The 17,379-nt window shown below is 68.6% G+C and carries 11 protein-coding genes; 4 read left to right on the forward strand and 7 right to left on the reverse strand.

What is annotated here, in order from left to right; translation table 11 throughout:
• Positions 1-317: 317 nt before the first annotated feature.
• The 7 genes from ACWGJM_RS20705 to ACWGJM_RS20735 all read right to left on the reverse strand — a co-directional run bounded on the left by ACWGJM_RS20705 (position 318) and on the right by ACWGJM_RS20735 (position 12,112).
• Positions 318-1,151 carry a phytanoyl-CoA dioxygenase family protein gene (locus ACWGJM_RS20705; protein WP_453413137.1) on the reverse strand — a complete coding sequence of 278 codons (834 nt, stop codon included), beginning with the start codon at positions 1,149-1,151 and terminating at the stop codon, positions 318-320.
• 10 nt (positions 1,152-1,161) lie between these two features.
• Positions 1,162-2,991 (reverse strand): non-ribosomal peptide synthetase, encoded by a 1,830-nt coding sequence (locus ACWGJM_RS20710; RefSeq protein ID WP_453413138.1) that lies wholly within the window; start codon positions 2,989-2,991, stop codon positions 1,162-1,164.
• 13 nt (positions 2,992-3,004) lie between these two features.
• Entirely contained in the window at positions 3,005-6,841 is a 3,837-nt protein-coding gene (locus ACWGJM_RS20715; protein ID WP_453413139.1) for a non-ribosomal peptide synthetase, read from the reverse strand.
• Entirely contained in the window at positions 6,838-7,878 is a 1,041-nt protein-coding gene (locus tag ACWGJM_RS20720) for a TauD/TfdA family dioxygenase (protein WP_453413140.1), read from the reverse strand. The genes ACWGJM_RS20715 and ACWGJM_RS20720 overlap by 4 nt, the downstream gene beginning before the upstream one ends.
• 82 nt (positions 7,879-7,960) lie before the next feature.
• On the reverse strand, positions 7,961-9,811 hold the full coding sequence (locus ACWGJM_RS20725) for a B12-binding domain-containing radical SAM protein (protein WP_453413141.1): 1,851 nt from the start codon (positions 9,809-9,811) through the stop codon (positions 7,961-7,963).
• 5 nt (positions 9,812-9,816) lie between these two features.
• Positions 9,817-10,632: a hypothetical protein gene (locus ACWGJM_RS20730; RefSeq protein WP_453413142.1), complete on the reverse strand. Its 816-nt coding sequence runs from the start codon at positions 10,630-10,632 to the stop codon at positions 9,817-9,819.
• Between the two features lie 31 nt (positions 10,633-10,663).
• On the reverse strand, positions 10,664-12,112 hold the full coding sequence (locus tag ACWGJM_RS20735; RefSeq protein WP_453413143.1) for a B12-binding domain-containing radical SAM protein: 1,449 nt from the start codon (positions 12,110-12,112) through the stop codon (positions 10,664-10,666).
• A 274-nt stretch (positions 12,113-12,386) separates the two neighbouring features.
• Here ACWGJM_RS20735 and ACWGJM_RS20740 point away from each other — a divergent pair, with 274 nt between their 5' ends.
• Genes ACWGJM_RS20740 through ACWGJM_RS20755 form a run of 4 tightly spaced genes read left to right on the forward strand, consistent with a single transcriptional unit; the run spans position 12,387 to position 17,376 of the window.
• Complete coding sequence (locus tag ACWGJM_RS20740) at positions 12,387-13,607, forward strand: MFS transporter (protein WP_453413144.1); 1,221 nt, start codon at positions 12,387-12,389, stop codon at positions 13,605-13,607.
• A complete protein-coding gene (locus ACWGJM_RS20745) occupies positions 13,604-16,909 on the forward strand; it encodes a non-ribosomal peptide synthetase (RefSeq protein WP_453413145.1) in 3,306 nt (1,101 codons plus the stop codon). The genes ACWGJM_RS20740 and ACWGJM_RS20745 overlap by 4 nt, the downstream gene beginning before the upstream one ends.
• On the forward strand, positions 16,910-17,134 hold the full coding sequence (locus ACWGJM_RS20750; RefSeq protein WP_453413146.1) for an MbtH family protein: 225 nt from the start codon (positions 16,910-16,912) through the stop codon (positions 17,132-17,134).
• Positions 17,131-17,376 carry a hypothetical protein gene (locus ACWGJM_RS20755; RefSeq protein WP_453413147.1) on the forward strand — a complete coding sequence of 82 codons (246 nt, stop codon included), beginning with the start codon at positions 17,131-17,133 and terminating at the stop codon, positions 17,374-17,376. Before ACWGJM_RS20750 ends, ACWGJM_RS20755 begins: the two co-directional genes overlap by 4 nt.
• Positions 17,377-17,379 lie beyond the last annotated feature (3 nt).

A 17,379-nucleotide genomic window follows, 5' to 3' on the forward strand; every position in this document is an offset into this window, starting at 1 on the left:
CGGGGCCGCTCCTGCCACCAGCAGGATCAAGAATGTGGTCGAGGACCCGGCATCGAGTCGCGCGCTCCCCGGATCGGACCGCGACCGCCGCGAGGTGGCTGACGAAGCGGCCGTGCGCAAGCTGATCAGCGCCCTGGTCGGCTCCTGACGCTCAGCACTGTTCACCGTCGTCGTCCTCGTCCAGCTCCAGCGCGTCCGGGTCGCGCAGCGGGCCCGGCCCGCGAGGCGCGCTGACCCGGTCCAGCTTGCCGAACTGCCGTGGGCTCAGCCCGGTGAACGGGGTTACCCAAGACGGGTGGGGGAAGGCGGGCTGCGGCTCAGCCCGCCTCCAGCCGGAAACGCTTGTCCCACTGCGGCTTCAATTGATCCGTGTTCCGGCCCACCAGGAATTCAGGGCGGGTCGGACGGGGTGGAGCGTTGTCGACGGAGTTGTACGACACCATCAGCAGCGCCCGCCGGTCCGGTGAGGTGTTGTCCGACGAGGAGTGCACGATGTTCGGATGGAAGGCCTGAATCGTGCCTGCCCGACCGGTTGCCTGGGTACTGCCGAGGGACCCGACCAGTTCTCGGGCACGGTCGGCGTCCATGACGTGCTCAGGATCTGTCGCAAAATTCCGGCGCCAGTCCCCTTTGCCGCCCGGCGTCACCTTACCGGGGCCGAGGTATCCCAGGCGATGGGATCCGGGGATGAGAACCAGCGGACCGTTGCCCTCGTGGACGTCGTCCAGCGGTATGGCGAGAGTGACTGCCGTGGGCTTCGGCATGCCGTCCTCCGCATTCCAGAAGGCGAAGTCCTGGTGCCACGGCCAGGCCCGGCCCTCCCGGGCCTGCTTCAGATTCACCTTGAACTGGTAGACGTACACCGGCGTCCCCGTCAGCGCTTCGGCCAGCGCGAGAAGATAGGGCTGGCGTACGAGCGCTGCGCACACCTCGTCGAATTCGTGGCAGCCATGCACCGCGCGGACAGCCGTGCTGCCCTTCTCGTGGACCGCCTCCGGCCCTCCTCGGCGGCAGATGGCGTTCACCCTGTCGCGGAGCAGGTTCACCGCCGGGCTGCTGAATCGGAAAGGAGAACGGCACCAGCCATTTTCTTCGTACTCCGCAATCAGCTCTGCCAGATGTCCGTCGTCAGTATCGATGGTATCGATCACGATCGCAGCCTCACCGGTTGTCGGGACGTGGGGGAAGGGGATCCTGCCGGTCCGACTGCTCCCGGATCCACTCGGCCAGCGCAGAGATCGTCGGCCGCGCGATGAACTTCTCCAGGTCCGCGTACGCGCCGAAGCGCTCGTGGATCCGGGATATCAGCACCGCGGCCAGCAATGAAGTGCCTCCCAGCTGGAAGAAGTTGTCGTCGACCGCAACGTCCTTGGCATCCAGCACCTCCTCCCACAGCAGGGTGAGCTCATGCTGTACCGCGTCCCCGGCCGAGTGGACACCGCTGCCCGAGACGGTCAACTCGCGGGCGGCCAGGGCCTGGCGATCGAGCTTGCCGCTGGGGGTGAGAGGCAGGCGATCGACCGGGATGAACGCCACCGGCAGCATGTACTCGGGCAGGGTCTCGGCGAGCCGGGCCCGGAGGTCACCGGGCAGCGGCGGCTCTCCTACGACATAGGCGACCAGCCGATTGCCCGCCGTGCGACTCGCGTTCACCACGACCGCGGCGTCGGCCGCTTCCGGCAGCGCCCTGACCGCCGACTCGATCTCACCGAGCTCCACGCGGTATCCGCGGATCTTCACCTGCCCGTCCTCGCGGCCGAGGAAGTGAATCCGCCCCTGCGCATCGACCCGGCCGAGGTCTCCGGTCCGGTACATCCGCGATCCCGGCCGGCCCAGCGGATCCGGCGCGAACCGCTCCGCGGACAGCCCGGGCCGGTTGAGGTAACCACGGGCGAGTACCGGCCCGCCGATGACGATCTCTCCGGTGACTCCGGCCGGGACCTGGCTGCCGCGTCCGTCCAGAACCCGCACGCGCGCGGCGTTGATGGGCCGGCCGATGGCGGGACGTTCCGGCCAGGAGGCGGGATCGTCGGGCAGCCGCAGGGCCGTCACGTTGTGTGTCTCCGACGGTCCGTACTGGTTGTGCAGCACGACATCCGGAAGGGCACTGAAGAACCGTCGCACAGCGGGAGTGACGTAGAGCTGCTCACCCCCGCAGACGACCTCTTGGAGTGAGCGTGGATGGCGACTCACGTCCTGGGCCGCGTGGGTGAGGGCCTGCAAGGCCACGAACGGCATGAACACGCGGTGCACCCGATGCTCGTCGAGGAAGCGCAGGAGCCGGTGGGAGTCGCGGCGTATCTCCTCGTCGACCAGCACGAGGCAGCCGCCTGTGCCCCACGTGCTGAACATCTCCTCGAAGTGGACGTCGAAGCTCGCCGCCGCGAACTGGAGGGTCCGGGAGCCGACCCCGCACGTGAAAGCCCTACGCTGCCAGGTGATGAGGTTGCACAGCGGGCCGTGCGGCATGGCGACGCCCTTGGGCGTGCCCGTGGATCCCGACGTGTAGATGACATACGCGAGGTCGTCGGCGGTCGAGGTGAGGGCTTCCTGCCGGCCAGGAGCGATGGGTATGTCGTCGTCGAGCAGTACGACCCTCGTCCCGGAGGGCACGGGCGGCAGTCCTGTACGGGTGCGGTGCGTGAGCAGTACGCGCATCCCGCTGTCCCGCATCATGAAGTCCAGCCGCGCCTCCGGGTAGGCGTGATCCAGGGGCATGTACGCGGCGCCGGCCCGCAGCACGGCCAGGATGGCGATCGGGAGCCGGAACGACCGGTCGGTGCGGATACCGACGACCGTGCCGGCGACAGAGAGGCGGTGCAGACGCGCGGCCAACGTGTCTGCCGCTGATCCGAGTTCCTCGTACGACAGTTGGCGCCCCCGGTATTCCACTGCGGGCAGCTCGGGTGACGTGCGCCGCGTGTCGTCGAAGAACCGCAGCACCGTCTGTGGCGGCGGGGATGCCGTGGCACGGGCTTCTTCAGCCGTCAAAGGGTGACTCCCTTCAGTCAAGGGGAACGTCCGCTTCCTGAAGTGTCTTCTCCATTTCCGCCGCCAGGCCGGCTACGAACGGCTCGTCCAGCATGGAGTAGTGGTCACCGGCGATGACGCGTGGCGGGGAGAGGGCCGGGCACAGCTCTGCCCAGGCCGCACCGGCCGCCGCCCGCATCCGTGGGTCGCTCTCCTGCGCTTGGAACAGAGCTGCTCGACCGGCGTAAGGTACCGGCCGGTACCGCAGGGCCGCACGGGTGTGCGCGTCGCCCGGAGCCGATCCGGCGTCGGCAGGGAGCTGCTCGGCCAGGTAGCTGTCGAGAAGGACCAGCATGGCGACCTGCTCCCCGAGCCGGGTGAGTCGCTGAGCCATCTCGAATGCGACAAGGCCGCCCATCGACCAGCCCATCAGAAGGTACGGGCCGTGCGGCCGGACTTCTCGAACCGCAGCGACGCCGTGCTCCGCCAGAGCCTCGATATCGGCCCCCGGCCCCTGTTGAGCATCTTCCGGCGGCGCGCCGTCGTGCACGGCGTACAGCGGACGCCGCAGCACAGACCCACTGGCCAGGTTCCGGAAGCCGATGGCGTCCCCACCGCCGGGGTGGATGCAGAACAGCGGGGTCCCGTCGCCCCGGCTCTGGAGTGTGACGAGGGCACGGGGACGCTCGGCTCCATCGGCACCGCGGAGCAATGCGGCAAGTGCGCCGGCGGTCGCGGGGTCGACCGGTGGTCCGCCGACCGCCGCCGTTTCCTCGAACAGCACGGATACCGGCAGCTCGGTGGAGAACTCGGCGTTGATCCTCGCGATCAGCCGTACCGCCAGAATCGAGTGGCCGCCGAGGTCGAAGAAGCTTTCATCCACACCTACGGAGGGGATCCCGAGCACGTCCCCGAAGATGGCCGCGACTCTCCCTTCCAGAGCATCGCGGGGCTGCGCGGACGTCTGCGCGCCAGGGTCTCGCGGGGTATCGGCGGCGAGCAGCGCATCGCGGTCCATCTTGCCGTTCGCCGTGAGGGGTAACCGGTCCAGCCAGACGTACGAGGCGGGGACCATGACGGCCGGCAGACGCTCGGTGAGATGGCCGCGCAGTTCTGACGGCGCGACCGCCCCGCCGGCCGTGGCCGAGAGGAACGCGGTGAGCCGGCCGCCGTCCGTACCGTCCCGCCTGAGCACCACGGCCGCCTCGCGGACGGACGGGTGTCCGAGCAACGCGCGCTCTATCTCGGCCGGCTCCACGCGGACGCCACGAACCTTGATCTGCTCATCCTGGCGGCCGAGGCAGTGCAGCGATCCGTCGGGGGCGTAGTAGCCGATATCGCCGGTCCGGTAGAGGCGTTGTCCGGGTGCTCGGGAGAAGGGATGGGGGACAAAGCGTTCCGCCGACCCGGCCGGATCCGCGATGTAGCCGCGCGCCAGGCCTATGCCGCCCACGCAGATCTCGCCCGGCGCTCCGACCGGCACCGGTGCCAGGCGGTTGTCCAGAATGTATATGTCGATGCCGTCCACAGGCCGGCCGATGGGCACGTCACCGACCGCGGGATCCTCGGCCGTGACTTCGTGGAAGGCACACCCCACCGCGGTCTCCGTAGGACCGTACTCGTTGAAGATCCGCGTGGTCACCGCGTGCCGGCGCCACGGGACGATGTGCTCCCAGGAGAGGTTCTCTCCGCCCAGCACGAGCGAGTGCGTGACGCCGGACGTGTCGTCGGAATCGAGCGTGTGGTTGACCACGCTCAGATGTGACGGCGTCATCTTGAGCAGGTCGAGGCCGGTTCGTCGCCGCAGTTCACCCGCGAGGTCGAAGACGTTGCGCCAGGCCGGGTCCAAGTGCACCGTACGCCCGCTCACCAGGGGCACGAACAGGCTGGTCACTGTCATGTCGAAAGCCACGGAGGAATGCGCCATCGCCCCCGTGCCTCCCTCGTGCACGTAGGTCCGGGCCGCCCAGAGCACGTAGTTGGCCAAGGCCTGGTGGGGCAGCATCACGCCCTTGGGAACACCGGTGGAGCCGCTGGTGAACAAGATGTAGGCAAGATTCTCCGGTGTCACCTCGGGCAGTGGGCCGACCGGGTGTTCGGCCGCCGGCAGTCTGCCGACGTTCAGACAGCGGATGGTGCCGGCCAGGTCTTGCGGGGTGTCCGGTCCGGTGAGGATCAGGGAGCAACCCGAGCGCGACAGCATGTCTGTGGTCCGGGTCCGGGGCAGCTCCGGATCGAGCGGCAGATACGCGCCACCCGCCTTGAGTACGCCCAGCATCGCCACCAGAAGGTGACGGGTTTGCCCGATGGCTATGGCCACCGGTTGATCCGGTCCGACACCGTACTGTCGCAGCACCAGAGCCACATTGTCGGCCTGCTCGTTCAGCTGCCGGTATGTCAGCCGGCCCGCGGGATCCACGACCGCGACGGCGTCCGGCGACCGTTGTGCCTGACGCTCGATGATCCGGTGCAGGCACAAGGGCGTCCGCCGGGCGTCACGGCAGCGGTCGGCAGCAGCCCGCACGATGCCACGGCTGTACTCGTCGAGCACGCTGATGGTGTCGAGCGGCGCCGACGGGTCGGCGACGACACCTTCCAACAGGGTCAGATACTGCCCGGCGAGGCTCCGCATGTAGTCGGCGGAGAACTCGCCCCGGCGATAGCGCCACACCAGCCGCAGTGAGTGGTCGCCTGTGATGCTTTCGAGCTTCAGCGCGCAGGGCTCGGCTTCGATGTCGTCCCAGGCCAAGGTGAAGGTGACGCCGCCGGCACGCTCGGCGGGTTCCTCTTCCTTCGCCTCGAACGCGGCTGCCCAGGTGGTTGGGCCGGCGGCGTACGAAGCCGGTATGCGCTCGGCGGCACGCTCGGAGTCCGACCTCTCGTACTGGACCTGGGTCAAGAGGCCGGAGAATGTGGTGGCCGCGTCCAGCCCGGTGCGAATCGGCGACCAGTGAGCGAAGTGACCGGCGCAATCGCGCAGTTCGTCGTACGGGCGCCCCGGCAGCGCGGTCGCAGTGGTGACGTGGGGCCGGCCCGTGATCCTGCGCAGGAGAGCCGTCAGGCAGGCGAGCAACACGACATCGGTCGTGACCTGGTGCTGCCGTGCACATGCCCGTATGGCCCGCGCCAACGGGGGCGGCACAGTGCGGTCAAGGCGTATGACGGCGGGAGCGGTGAGTGCCCCAGGCTGGAGCGGACGACGCAGGGGCAGGTCCAGAGGGTCGGAGTGCGGTGCATCGACGTCGTGGGCGTCCTCCCCGGCCATCGGCTCGGCGGCGTCGAGCTGGTGCTGCCATTGCGCGTACTGGATGTATTGCAGAGGTGGGGCCTCCGGTGCGCGCCCGTCGTATGCGAGGGCGAGCTCGGCCGCGAGGCGGCGGGTGGTCCGGCTGTCGGCGGACAGACTCGAGGTCGTGATCAGCAAGGCGTAGCGCTGATCGGAGAGCCTGAACAAGCCCGCGCGCACAGGGGCGGCATCATCGATGCCCGCCGGTCGCAGACGCTCGGCCTGCGCTGCGGCGTCCACGTGCCCGGGGATTTCCCCGTCGGGGAGTGTCCGCAGGTCCTGCACCGTCCACTCGAGGTTTCCGCCGCCCTTTCCGCCGATGTCCGCAAGTGCGGTACCTGCCCCCGGGACCCGGCGATACCGCGCTCGCAGTGCCCCGTGGCGATCGGTGACCGCACGCAGTGCGTCGGCCAGCCGATCCGGGCGGACGGCACCATCGATGTGGAGAAGCGCTTGTGCCCATCCGGGGGAGGCGGAGGGGTACGCCTGCCAGATGCGCTGCTGCTGGAACGAGAGCCGGAATCCCTCGACCCGGCCGGCCGTCCCGCTCCGGTTCCCGTCCTGAGCGGTGTTCTGCCCCGTCATGCGAACCGCACCATGTCGCCCATGGCCACGAGCAGTTCGCGTGGTCCGCGGAAGGGGTTGCGGGCATGCGCGACCAGGATGTTGTCCAGCACCAGGACATCGCCCCTCTCCCAGGGGAAGCAGACTTCGAGCTCGGCGTACACCCGGCAGATCTCGGCCATCGCCTCGTCGGGGATCGGGGATCCGTCGCCGAAACGGCATTGCCGCGGCAGCGTGTCCGGGGTATGGGTGGCCTCCAGAGCAGCCCGGGTCTCGGGGGCCAGGCAGGCCGGGTGCCAATGCTGGGCCTGGCTGATCCAGGACCACACGCCGGTTCTCGGATGCCGGAGGGCGGCCGGCCGTACCGCCTCGGTGCGCAGGCGGTCACCACGCCAGAGAGAGCGCAGGCCCTGCCGGGCGCAGCGCGCTTCGGCCTCGCGCCGGTCGTCGGTGCGCAGTACCTCACGCCAGTCCAGTCCGAGTCCCGTCCCGTAATTCCGGACGTACATCACGCCCTTGGCCAGAAACTCGGATCGCAGATCCGCGTCGAGCCGTTGGAAGACCCGCCGGCTGTCGACGATCGGGGTCTCGCCGCCGGAGGTGGCGGGCCGCGCACAGCAGAACATGATGCGAGCGGGCCCGGTGTCGTTGAAGGAGTTCTCGGTGTGCCACAGCAGCTTCTCCTCCGGTGGGAAGAACACGGGGGAGGAGATGCTGCCGCTCGGTGAGGCCCGGGGATGCTCGCCGTTGTCGCAGAACAACTCGTCGATGAGCGCGTCGGCGAGCCGTTCCAGGTCGTCTGCGGTGGTGACCGGGAATCCTCTGAACAACACGGCGCCGTGGTCGTCGAGGGCTTCGTCGAGCCATGTCCTCGAGTGGGTGGCCCAGGCCGCGACGTCGACGCCGGCGGCGGTCGGCCGGATGAGCAGTGGCGGGTCGCCCTCAGAGGCGAGCGGCGCATGGGTGACAAGGGATTCGGAGGTGAAGGTGACCTGGGCGGGAACAACCTGCCTGAGGCCCTCGGGGCCCGGAATGCCGCCGCGTGGTGGATTCGTCATGTGTACGGACCTTTTCGGCGCTGGGGCGGGCGGTAACGGACCGATGCCTGCCGGGGCATGGGCCCGAAGAACTCGCGGGCCGTCACGTCGGCTCCTGCTGGTGCAGTGCCCGGCCGAGGCGGTCCACGGCAAGCGCATACAGTGCCTCGACGTCCTGGCCGGTGATGGCGGAGAACTGATGAGCGGTCTCGAAGGCCGGGTGGCGCACCAGTTTCTCGCGGTAATCGGGCAGCTCGGCGCCCGACCGGAGCATCTGGAGCCATTGGCCGGTGCCGGGGTAAGGGCTGTTGACGTTGAGGGCGACGCAACCGTCGGGGATGCAGCCCTCCCGGTGCAGTTCGGCAATCAGGTCGAGCGTGCGCAGCCGCTGTCCGGGCGTTTCCCCGAGGCCGAACTGCAGGGACGTACCGACCCGGATCCCGGCCTCGCGGCACCAGTGGGCCACGTCCCGGAAGCGCTCGGTCCAGTCGGCCTCGGACACCAGCAACAGCTGGCGGACCTTCTGGACGCGTACGGTGTCGGGTTCGGCCGATTCGACGCCGAAGTACACGTAGCTGCAACCGGCCCCGGCCATCCGCCGCAGGAGGTCGCGGCTCACGTCGTTGACGGTGGTCTGGCAGCCCCATTCGAGGCTGCCGTGCCCGGCCGAGAGGTCCTCCAGCAAGGTCAGGAACTCCAGCAGCCAGCGGCGGTTCTGGGTGAAGGTGCTGTCATCGAAGAAGACTGCCTCGAAGCCCTGATCGATGCGTAGGCGGATCTCTCCGATGACGTGCTGCGGAGACCGCTGGCGGATCTTGGGTTGCTCATAGAGGAACGCGTCCGCGGACTCGTGACAGAAGGAGCACGAGTACTTGCAGCCCAGACAGGCCATGATCTGTGCGGTTCGACGATGCCCGAATATGGGGAAGCGGTTCTCGTGCGTCAGCCGGGTCACGTCGATGTACGGGAGCCGGTCGCCGTCGATCGGAATGCCGCTGAGCGGTATCGACTCGATGCGCTGCGCGTTCCGGTCGTACAGGAACAGGCTGCCCACTCCTGGCAGTTCGGCGAAACGGTCCTGGTCGGCGAGTAACCGCTTCTTGACGGTCTCGGCGTCGCCGGGCAGGCAGTCCGCCACCACTTTGAGTACCTCGGGCAGCGCGAACGCGGCGTCCCCCGCGAACACGATGTCCATGAGCTCCCGCTCGTCGGGGCGGGCAAAGGTCTGCAGTGCGGTGAGCCGGCCGAGTGCGTCCGCGCCGATCCGGAAGGCGTTGTGGTTCTCCTGCCGGCGGCCGCTCATCCCGGCCACACGTTGCGAGGCTGCCCGGTAGGCGTCCGGGTTCACGGCGTCCTCGTGTTGACCACCGAGCAGGACGATGGCCTGCGGACATTCCTTCTTGACCGTTTCCGCGATGCGCAGGGCGAAGTGGTGCCCCTCGGAAAGGTTGCTGATGCCGACCACAACGGGGCGGTGCTCGCGCAGACAGGCGACGAGCTCCTTCTCGAAGGCGGAGGAATAGGCAGGGGGGTTGAGGACGGCCACGACTTCGGGGACTCGCGTGCCGGGGAACTCGTCGATGCGCAGCATCCGGTCCAGCACACAGGTCGCGTAGAGCAGCGGAGTCGGCATGCCGGGGAACGCGCCGGTCGCACCTTCCTCGATGTGCGGGGCGCTGACGAAGAGGACCGGGAAGTACTTGATGCGCCGTCGCTCTCCGTGCCGGCGCGGGCCATCGGGCCCGGTCGCGGTGGGACGGGCGGCGAGCTCCTGTTCCACCGCGGTCTCGCGGCGCAGCGCTTCGTGCGAGACGGTGCGGGGGTCCTCGCCGTCGCCGGGGTGCCAGCGCCAACGCTTCTCTTCCTCGTACAGCTCACGGTCTATCCGGTCGGCACGCGCCCTGCGCACGCTCTGCGCCAGGGCCTCCGGGAGGTCAAGCGGTGTGGGCTCCATGAGCGTCACCCGCCCATCACATGGGAGACATACGCCGCTACCTCGGGGTCGGCGAGGAGGTGGGTCCGGTCCACGGCGAACCGGGTGATCCTGCCGCGAGGGTCGGCGCCGCTGGTGCCGATGCCACCGGTGGCGGAGAGTACGGTCGTCGCGGGGGGCGTATCCGCCGGCGGGCCCTCCGCGTGCGTCCAGGCCGACGCGGCAAGGTAGGCGAGGTAGTGGGAGAAGCGGTCGGAGAGTTGCTGTTGCACCGAAGGGGCGACGGCGAGCTGCCGGCAAGCGGCGGTCACGGCCGTCCGGTAGGACGCTTCCAATGCCTCGGCGAGCGGCAGAACGTTCGCTCCGGTCGCCGCGGGTTCGGCATCGCACGGCTGTGCCGCGGCGAGGGCGGTCTCGAGATCCGCCGGGGAGAGCTGGGCGGTAAGCGTGCGTACGGCGGTGCGGTACTCCTCGCCCAGGGTGCGGCTGTCGACCACGATCGGATCGAAAGTGATCAGGCAGGGCGTGCCGAGCCCCAGCATCCGTAATCGGCCGACCAGTTCGCGGGCCAGTCCGCTGCCCGCGCAGTGTCCGAGCACGGCCTGCACCGGTTGCCCGTGCTCCTTGACGGCCTCCAGCCAGGGCGTCACGTACTCGCCGGGCCCGTGCTGCCGAAGCTCGGCGACCGTGCTGCGTCTTGGTACACCCTCCAGTACGTGCCGCCCGTCCAGGAAGGACGCCAGGTCGGCGAACCGGGCGTCCCCGCGTCCGGCGTCGAAGGCCACCGTGAGGATCAGGCTCGCGGCGCCGTCCCGCAGTACGTGCCATCGAGAAGAAGTCATGGTGCTCCCGTCTGTCCGAGGCCGCGGAAGGCTATACGTGGGCGTCGGCCCAGAAGGTGCCGTACTCGTGAGCGGTGCCGGGGGCCGGCGCGGAACCGAAGTACGGGGTCTTGCCCATGGCCCGCGCGAACAGGTCCAGACCCTCCAGGAACACGTCGTAGACCTGGTCCGGGGTGGCCTTGTCGGTGGCGAAGACGGGGGGCAGGTCCTCGTGGTAAAGGCGGAAGTCACGGTGGAGCAGCTTCATCCCGAAACGTTCGGGGTGCTCGAACATGGCGCTTCCCGGATATGGCACGAGGCCGAAAAGGTACGTAGCCTGTAGCAGGTCCTCGTCGAGTAGTTGGCATACCCAGTCGATGCTGCGTCGCATGTCGTCAGGGCTCTGGTCGGGAAAGCCGTTCACGGTGAAGGAGCAGGCGGCGAGCCCGGCGTCCCGAATCTTCTTGAGGGTGTCCCTGGTCGCACTCAGCTTCATGTGATGTTTGTGCGTTTCATGACTTTCCTGGAAGCCGGTCTCCAGTCCTATTTCCACCCATTGGCAGCCACTGCTCTTCAGCTTGCGCAAGATGCGGTCATCGGTCAGGCAATTCAGTCGGGTCTGGCAGTCGTAATTGATGTCACCTTCTTGTTCCAGTAGTTCCAGGAGTTCAAGGGTGCGCTCCGGGTGCAGAGTGAATGTTTCGTCGCCCCAGTAGATGTTGTGGCGGTCGCCGTAGTGGGCCCGGTAGGCGCGGATCTCTTTGAGAACGCGGTCCAGGGGGAAATAGTCGGGGCGTCTGCCGATGGTCTGGATGGTGCAGAACGTGCACTGGTAGGGGCAACCCAGAGCATAGACCTGGCGTAAGTAGCGAATGTCGTCGCCGGTGCTGGAGGGGAAAAGGTCCACCTTGGGGAAGGGGATCTCGGCCGGGTGCAGCTGTGGATAGCGGAGTGTCGTCCGCGCGGTGGTGCCGTCGGGCCGCCGGTGCACCAGGTTGCCCACGCCGGTCACGTCGCGCCCGTCGGAGAGGGCGTCCAGGAGCGCGGGAAGGGCCTGCTCGCCGCGGTCGACCACGACGTAGTCGACGCTGGGGTGGCCGGCCACCTCATGGGCCAGCGGCGTGGCGACGACCCCGCCGTAGACGACGACGGCCGTGGGATGGATCCGCCTTACGGCGTCCGAGATCTCGTACGCGTAGCTGAGGTTCACCGTCATCGGGGAGAACAGGTAGACGTCCGCGGGATGCTGGCGTATGGCCGCCTCCACGACGTTCACGGACATGTGTCCCGGCCGTATGAACGCGTTCGGTTCGGTGTAGAGGTCGACCACTTCGATATCGGTGTAGCCGTGCGCGACGAGCACTCCGCCCAGCCAGTGCATCCAGTGCGGAAGCTCCCACATGTTTTTTCTCATGTGGTCGAGCCCCGGATGTGCTGCATGGTATTGAATGTCGAAGTTGCGCCAGAAATCCTTGCGCTGTGCGACGGGAACGGTGGACATGGGCGTATGTACAAAAGCGACCCGCAATTTCTCTCCAGGCAAGAGGGGACTGGGGGTGCGTACAGACGTTCCAGGTGAAGTCAAAATCCTTACATGCATCATGGAGCAAGGTCAAGAAGCTGCACCGGGGAAGATTGCCCGAGGTGACCTTGACGTCCTCTGGGGCGTGTGATCTACTACTTTCGGCAGATCTGGATTGGGGGAACCTGTGCCGTCAGGGGAACTGTCCAAAGATCAGGCACGGCCGGCGGGTACGGGGGATGGTCCGCCGTCTTTGTGGAGCAACCCTGCGTATCGCATATTCTTAAGCATTCAGACTCTTTCGGCCCTAGGCGACTCCTTCTCATATGTCGCGTTACCGCTGCTGGTGCTGCATAGCACGGGTTCGATCCTGCAAATGGGCCTTGTCACCGGGCTCACCGGTGTCGCGTCGATCCTGACCGGCCTGTTCGCCGGTGTCGTCGCTGACCGCTTCGACCGCAGGCGGCTTCTCATGCTCGCCGACGGAGCGCGCTGTCTGCTCTTCCTTCTGATCCCGCTGGCATGGATCCATTCGACGCCTGTCTGGCTGATCTATACCGTCGTCCCCCTCGCGGGCGGCTTCTCGATGCTCTTCGAGGTCACCTACGTGACCGTGGTGCCGGCCATCGTCCAGCCGGACCAGATCACCAAGGCCAACGGCCACATGTACGCCACGTACGCGGTCGCCAGCGTCGCGGGACCGGCGCTCGCGGGCTTCGTGGCCTCGTCCGTGGGGCCGGCCGCCGCCATCGGCATCGACGCTGCGACCTTCGCGGTCTCCGCACTCGGCGTCCTGTTCGTCAAGTTCGACGGCAAGCCCCGGCCGTCCGATGCCGCCCGACGCGGAAACACGCGCCAGGAGTTCCTGGCCGGCGCGAAGTTCCTGTGGGCGCACCCCGTGTTGCGTCCCCTGACCCTGTTGCTGTCGTTGATCACCTTCCTCATCTACGGCCTGACCGACCTTGTCATCTACCTCGTCAAGCACGAGCTGGACCACCCGGACACCACGGTCGGCTATGTGCTGACGGCCGGGACCGTCGGCTCGTTCATCGCCTCCGCGGCGGTCGCCCGGGTGCGTGAACGGCTCGGGTTCGGTGTGAGCTGGATCAGTGCGTTCTCGCTCGCGGGTTGCGCCGTCGTCGGGATCGGCCTGTCCCGGAGCGTTCCGGTGATCGCCGTGCTGATGACGATCACGCTGATGTGCACCGGCATCGCCGGCATCTGTTCCATGTCACTGCGTCAGGAGGTGACCCCGGCCCATCTGCTGGGCCGGGTCACGTCCTCGTTCTGGACCATCCACACGGCGCTGGGGCCGATCGGCGCGGCCTTGACCACCGCGGCTGCCGCCAGAGTCGGCGTCCCCACGATCTGTCTCGTCATCGGTGTCGCCGTACTGACGATCGCAGTGACCGGGACGCTGACCGGTATCGCCCGGTCCCGCGCCGACGACCGCCCGGCAGGAGAGGTCGCATGAGCTTCGGCACACCCGGCACCCGGCCCCGGTCCGGACACATGTCGTCCGGGACGGACGTGCTGTCCCCGGCCCAGGAGCGCCTGTGGTTCCTGGATCGGATGCACCCCGGCACCGCGCTGTACACCTCGTGCTCGGCGATCCGGCTGACCGGACCGCTCGCCCCCGACGCGACCGCCCGCGCCGTGGCTGAGATCGTCCGCCGGCACGACGTCCTGCGCGCCGGCTTCCCCGCTGACGGCGGCATCCCCCGTATACGCATAGAGCCCGTACTGCCGGTGACCACTCCGCTGATCGACCTGACCGGGCTGCACCCCCGGCTCCGTGCCGCCGAGGCTCAGCGTCTCGCCGGGGAGCACGCCCGGCGTGCCTTCGATCTGGAAACCGGCCCTCTGATCCGCACCGTGCTGCTGCGCTCGGCCGACGACGATCACACCTTGCTGCTGAACTGGCATCACATCATCTGCGACGGCCGGTCCCGGCAGATCTTCCTCGACGAGTTCCTGGAACTCGTCGCTGCCCAGGCCGAGCGCCGCGACCCCGACCTGGCTTCGCTGCCCGCCCAGTACGCCGGTCTCGAAGCCCGACGTCGGCACCTGCGCGAGGGCACCCCCGCATACGAGGCGGGACTGTCCTATTGGCGCGAGCGGTTGTCCGGGCTCACCGATGTCCGGCGGCTGCCTCCTGACCGCACGCCCCCCGAACGGTCCACCCCACCCGCTGCCACCGCACGCCGGACGCTCGACTCCGAACTGATGCACCGCGTCAGGGATCTGGCCCGTACCGAGCGCGTCACCCGGTTCATGGTGTTGCTGACCGCCTTCGTGATCACGCTCTCGCGCCAGTTGGACCAGGACGACATCGTGGTCGGCACGCCGGGCACGCTGCGGGAGGACATCGACGCCGACCCGCTGATAGGCCCCTTCGTCGACATGCTCGCCCTGCGCACCGACCTGTCCGGCGAGCCGACCGTGCGGCAGGCTCTGGCCCGGGTGCGGCAGACCTGCCTGGGGGCGTACGAACACCGAGCTGTCGCCTTCCAGGACGTCGTCTCCACGCTCAGCGCCGAACGCGCCGAGGGTGACGCCCAGTTCTTCGGCATCACCTTCCAGTACCTCGATACACCCTCCACCCGCACCGGACCCGGCGGTCTGACCGCGCGCGTCGAGGAGGTGGAACTCGGTGTCGCCCAGTTCGACCTGGCCGTCGACGTACTCGCCGAGGAGGGGAACACCGCCGTACTCGCCCGGTACGACAGTGAGCTCTACCGGGCCGAGACCATCGACGGGCTGCTGCGCCGGTGGCAGTCCGTGCTGGACGACATGACCTGGGACCCTGAGCAGCCCGTCGGCCTGACCGGTGCACTCGCCCCCGAGGACCGCGCACTGCTGCTCGACGCCGCGACGGGCGCCCCGGTCGCGCCTGCCGAGGACTGCGTCCTGGACGTGTTCGAGCAGTGGGCCGAGCACAAGCCGGACGCTCCCGCCCTGGTACACGGTGATGTCCGGCTCACCTACGGCGAGCTGGATCGCGCCGCCAACCGGCTGGCCCACAGGCTGCGCGGCGCGGGTGTCACGCCCGATTCCCGCGTCGGCATCTACATGGAGCGCTCCGCCGAGAGCGTCGTCGCCGTCCTCGCCGTGTGGAAGGCGGGCGCCGCCCACGTACCGCTGGACCTCGACAGCCCCGCCCCCCGCCGCGCGATGATCGTGGCCGACGCCGGCGTGGACGTGGTGGTCACACAGCAGTGGCTCGTCTCCGACCTGGCCGGCGATCCGGTGCGCAGCATGGTCGCCGACCCCAACGGCGCCGACCCCACGCACTTCCCCGACAACCGGCCCGAGCGTCATCTCGGCGCCGAAAGCCTCTGTTATGTCATGTATACGTCGGGCTCGACGGGGCGCCCGAAAGGTGTCATGGCCACACACGGATCGCTCCGGCGCATCCAGCTCGCGTGGGAGCACGCCTTCGCACTGCGCGGACGGATCCGCAGCCATCTGCAGATGGCCAACTTCAGCTTCGACGGCTACCTCGGCGAGCTCGTCCGCTGCTTCGGCTCCGGCGCGACCCTCGTGGTCTGCCCACGCGAGACGCTGCTGCTGCCTGCCCGGCTGCTGCGACTGATGCGCGACGAGGGCGTCGACGTGGCCGACTTCGTGCCCACTGTGCTGCGCACCCTGGCCGCGCACGTCGCCGAGAGCCGCGAGGACCTGGCATTCCTCAAGCTGCTCATCGTCGGCTCCGACACCTTCCCCGCCGACGAGCTCGAGCGGATCCGCCGGCTGTGCGGACCGGAAACGGACGTGGTCAACTGCTACGGGCTGACCGAAGGCACCATCGACAGCACCTACTTCACCGTCGGCGCCGAGGACCGGGACACCCGATCCGTGCTCATCGGCACACCCCTGCCCGGCACCGAGGCATATCTCCTCGACGACCGGATGCAGCTGGTACAGCCGGGAGTGCCCGGCACCCTGTACATCGCGGGCCCCACCCTCAGCCGCGGCTACCTGGGCGCCCCGGGCCGCACCGCGGATGCCTTCGTGCCGCACCCCTTCGCCACCCGGCCCGGCGCGCGTATGTACCGAACCGGCGACCGCGGCTGCTACCGGCACGGGCCGCAAGGCCTGCGCATCGAGTTCCTCGGTCGCCGCGACCATCAGTTGAAGGTGCGCGGCTATCGCGTCGAACTCGGCGAGATCGAAGCCGCGTTCCGCCGCTCCCCGAGCGTCCGGGACGCCGTCGTCCTCACCGAGGGTGAGCAGGACACGCGGCGCCTCCACGCCTACCTCGTACCGGGTTCCGGTCAGGAAAGCGTGGACTGGCACGCCGCTCTGCGCGAGCACCTGCCGCTGTACATGCTGCCCGACCGTCTGGTGCTGCTGACCGAGCTTCCGCTCACCCCGAACGGCAAGCTGGACCGCGCCGCGCTGTCGCGGGCCCGCGGCACCGAGGTCGCCCCGCCCGGCACCGGTCGTCCCGCCCGCACCTCTGTCGAGCACACCCTGCTCGACCTGTGGCGCGCCGTGCTGCGGCGCGCGGACATCGGCGTGCACGACGACTTCTTCAGCCACGGCGGCGACTCGCTGATGGTGATGCGAGTGATCGCGGCCGCTCATGACACCTGGGGCGTGGACATCACCGTAAGGGCCTTCTTCCGGGCTCCGACGGTGGCCCGGCTGGCGCCGCTGGTCGAGCAGTTGCTCGCCGAGTCCGGCGCATGCGGCGGGACGGACGACGGCCCCGGCGCGTTCGATCGGATCGTCCCTGTGGCTCGCCAACGCATCGCCTACGAGGAGGGTTAAGTGACGCCTGAACCGCACGGCGGCAACCCGGCAGAGTACCGGGTCGTCGTCAATCACGAGGAGCAGTACTCGATCTGGCCTGCCGAACAGCCGCGACCGGACGGCTGGGAGGACACCGGGCACGGCGGATCGCGCGAGGAGTGCCTGGAGTACATCGAGACTGTCTGGACCGACATGAGGCCGCTGAGCCTTCGCCGCAGGATCGAGCGGGAGGCCGCAGGATGACGCCGTACTACCTGGGCTGTCTCCTCGGCGATGTGCGCGGCTTCGCCGACTGGGCCGAATCGGCGGCGCAGGAGCAGCGCGATCTGCCTGACGACACCGTGGTGTATCTGCGGGAGGATCTGGCCGTCGTACGTCACCCGGTCCAGGCCGACCAAGGGGTGCTGTGGGAGGCGGTGACGCCGCAGTGGCGTGCCTTCTGCTCCGATGAGCTCCGCTTCGAGCCGCCGGCCGAACGGAAGTGAGGG

It is taken from the genome of Streptomyces sp. NPDC054834 (genome assembly GCF_053611185.1).

Excerpts from the sequence above, each read along its gene's own strand:
- ACWGJM_RS20715 (WP_453413139.1), bottom strand. The coding sequence starts at position 6,841 with ATGACGGGGCAGAACACCGCTCAGGACGGGAACCGGAGCGGGACGGCC.
- ACWGJM_RS20720 (WP_453413140.1), bottom strand. The coding sequence starts at position 7,878 with ATGACGAATCCACCACGCGGCGGCATTCCGGGCCCCGAGGGCCTCAGG.
- ACWGJM_RS20725 (WP_453413141.1), bottom strand. The coding sequence starts at position 9,811 with ATGGAGCCCACACCGCTTGACCTCCCGGAGGCCCTGGCGCAGAGCGTG.
- ACWGJM_RS20730 (WP_453413142.1), bottom strand. The coding sequence starts at position 10,632 with ATGACTTCTTCTCGATGGCACGTACTGCGGGACGGCGCCGCGAGCCTG.
- ACWGJM_RS20735 (WP_453413143.1), bottom strand. The coding sequence starts at position 12,112 with ATGTCCACCGTTCCCGTCGCACAGCGCAAGGATTTCTGGCGCAACTTC.
- ACWGJM_RS20745 (WP_453413145.1), top strand. The coding sequence starts at position 13,604 with ATGAGCTTCGGCACACCCGGCACCCGGCCCCGGTCCGGACACATGTCG.
- ACWGJM_RS20755 (WP_453413147.1), top strand. The coding sequence starts at position 17,131 with ATGACGCCGTACTACCTGGGCTGTCTCCTCGGCGATGTGCGCGGCTTC.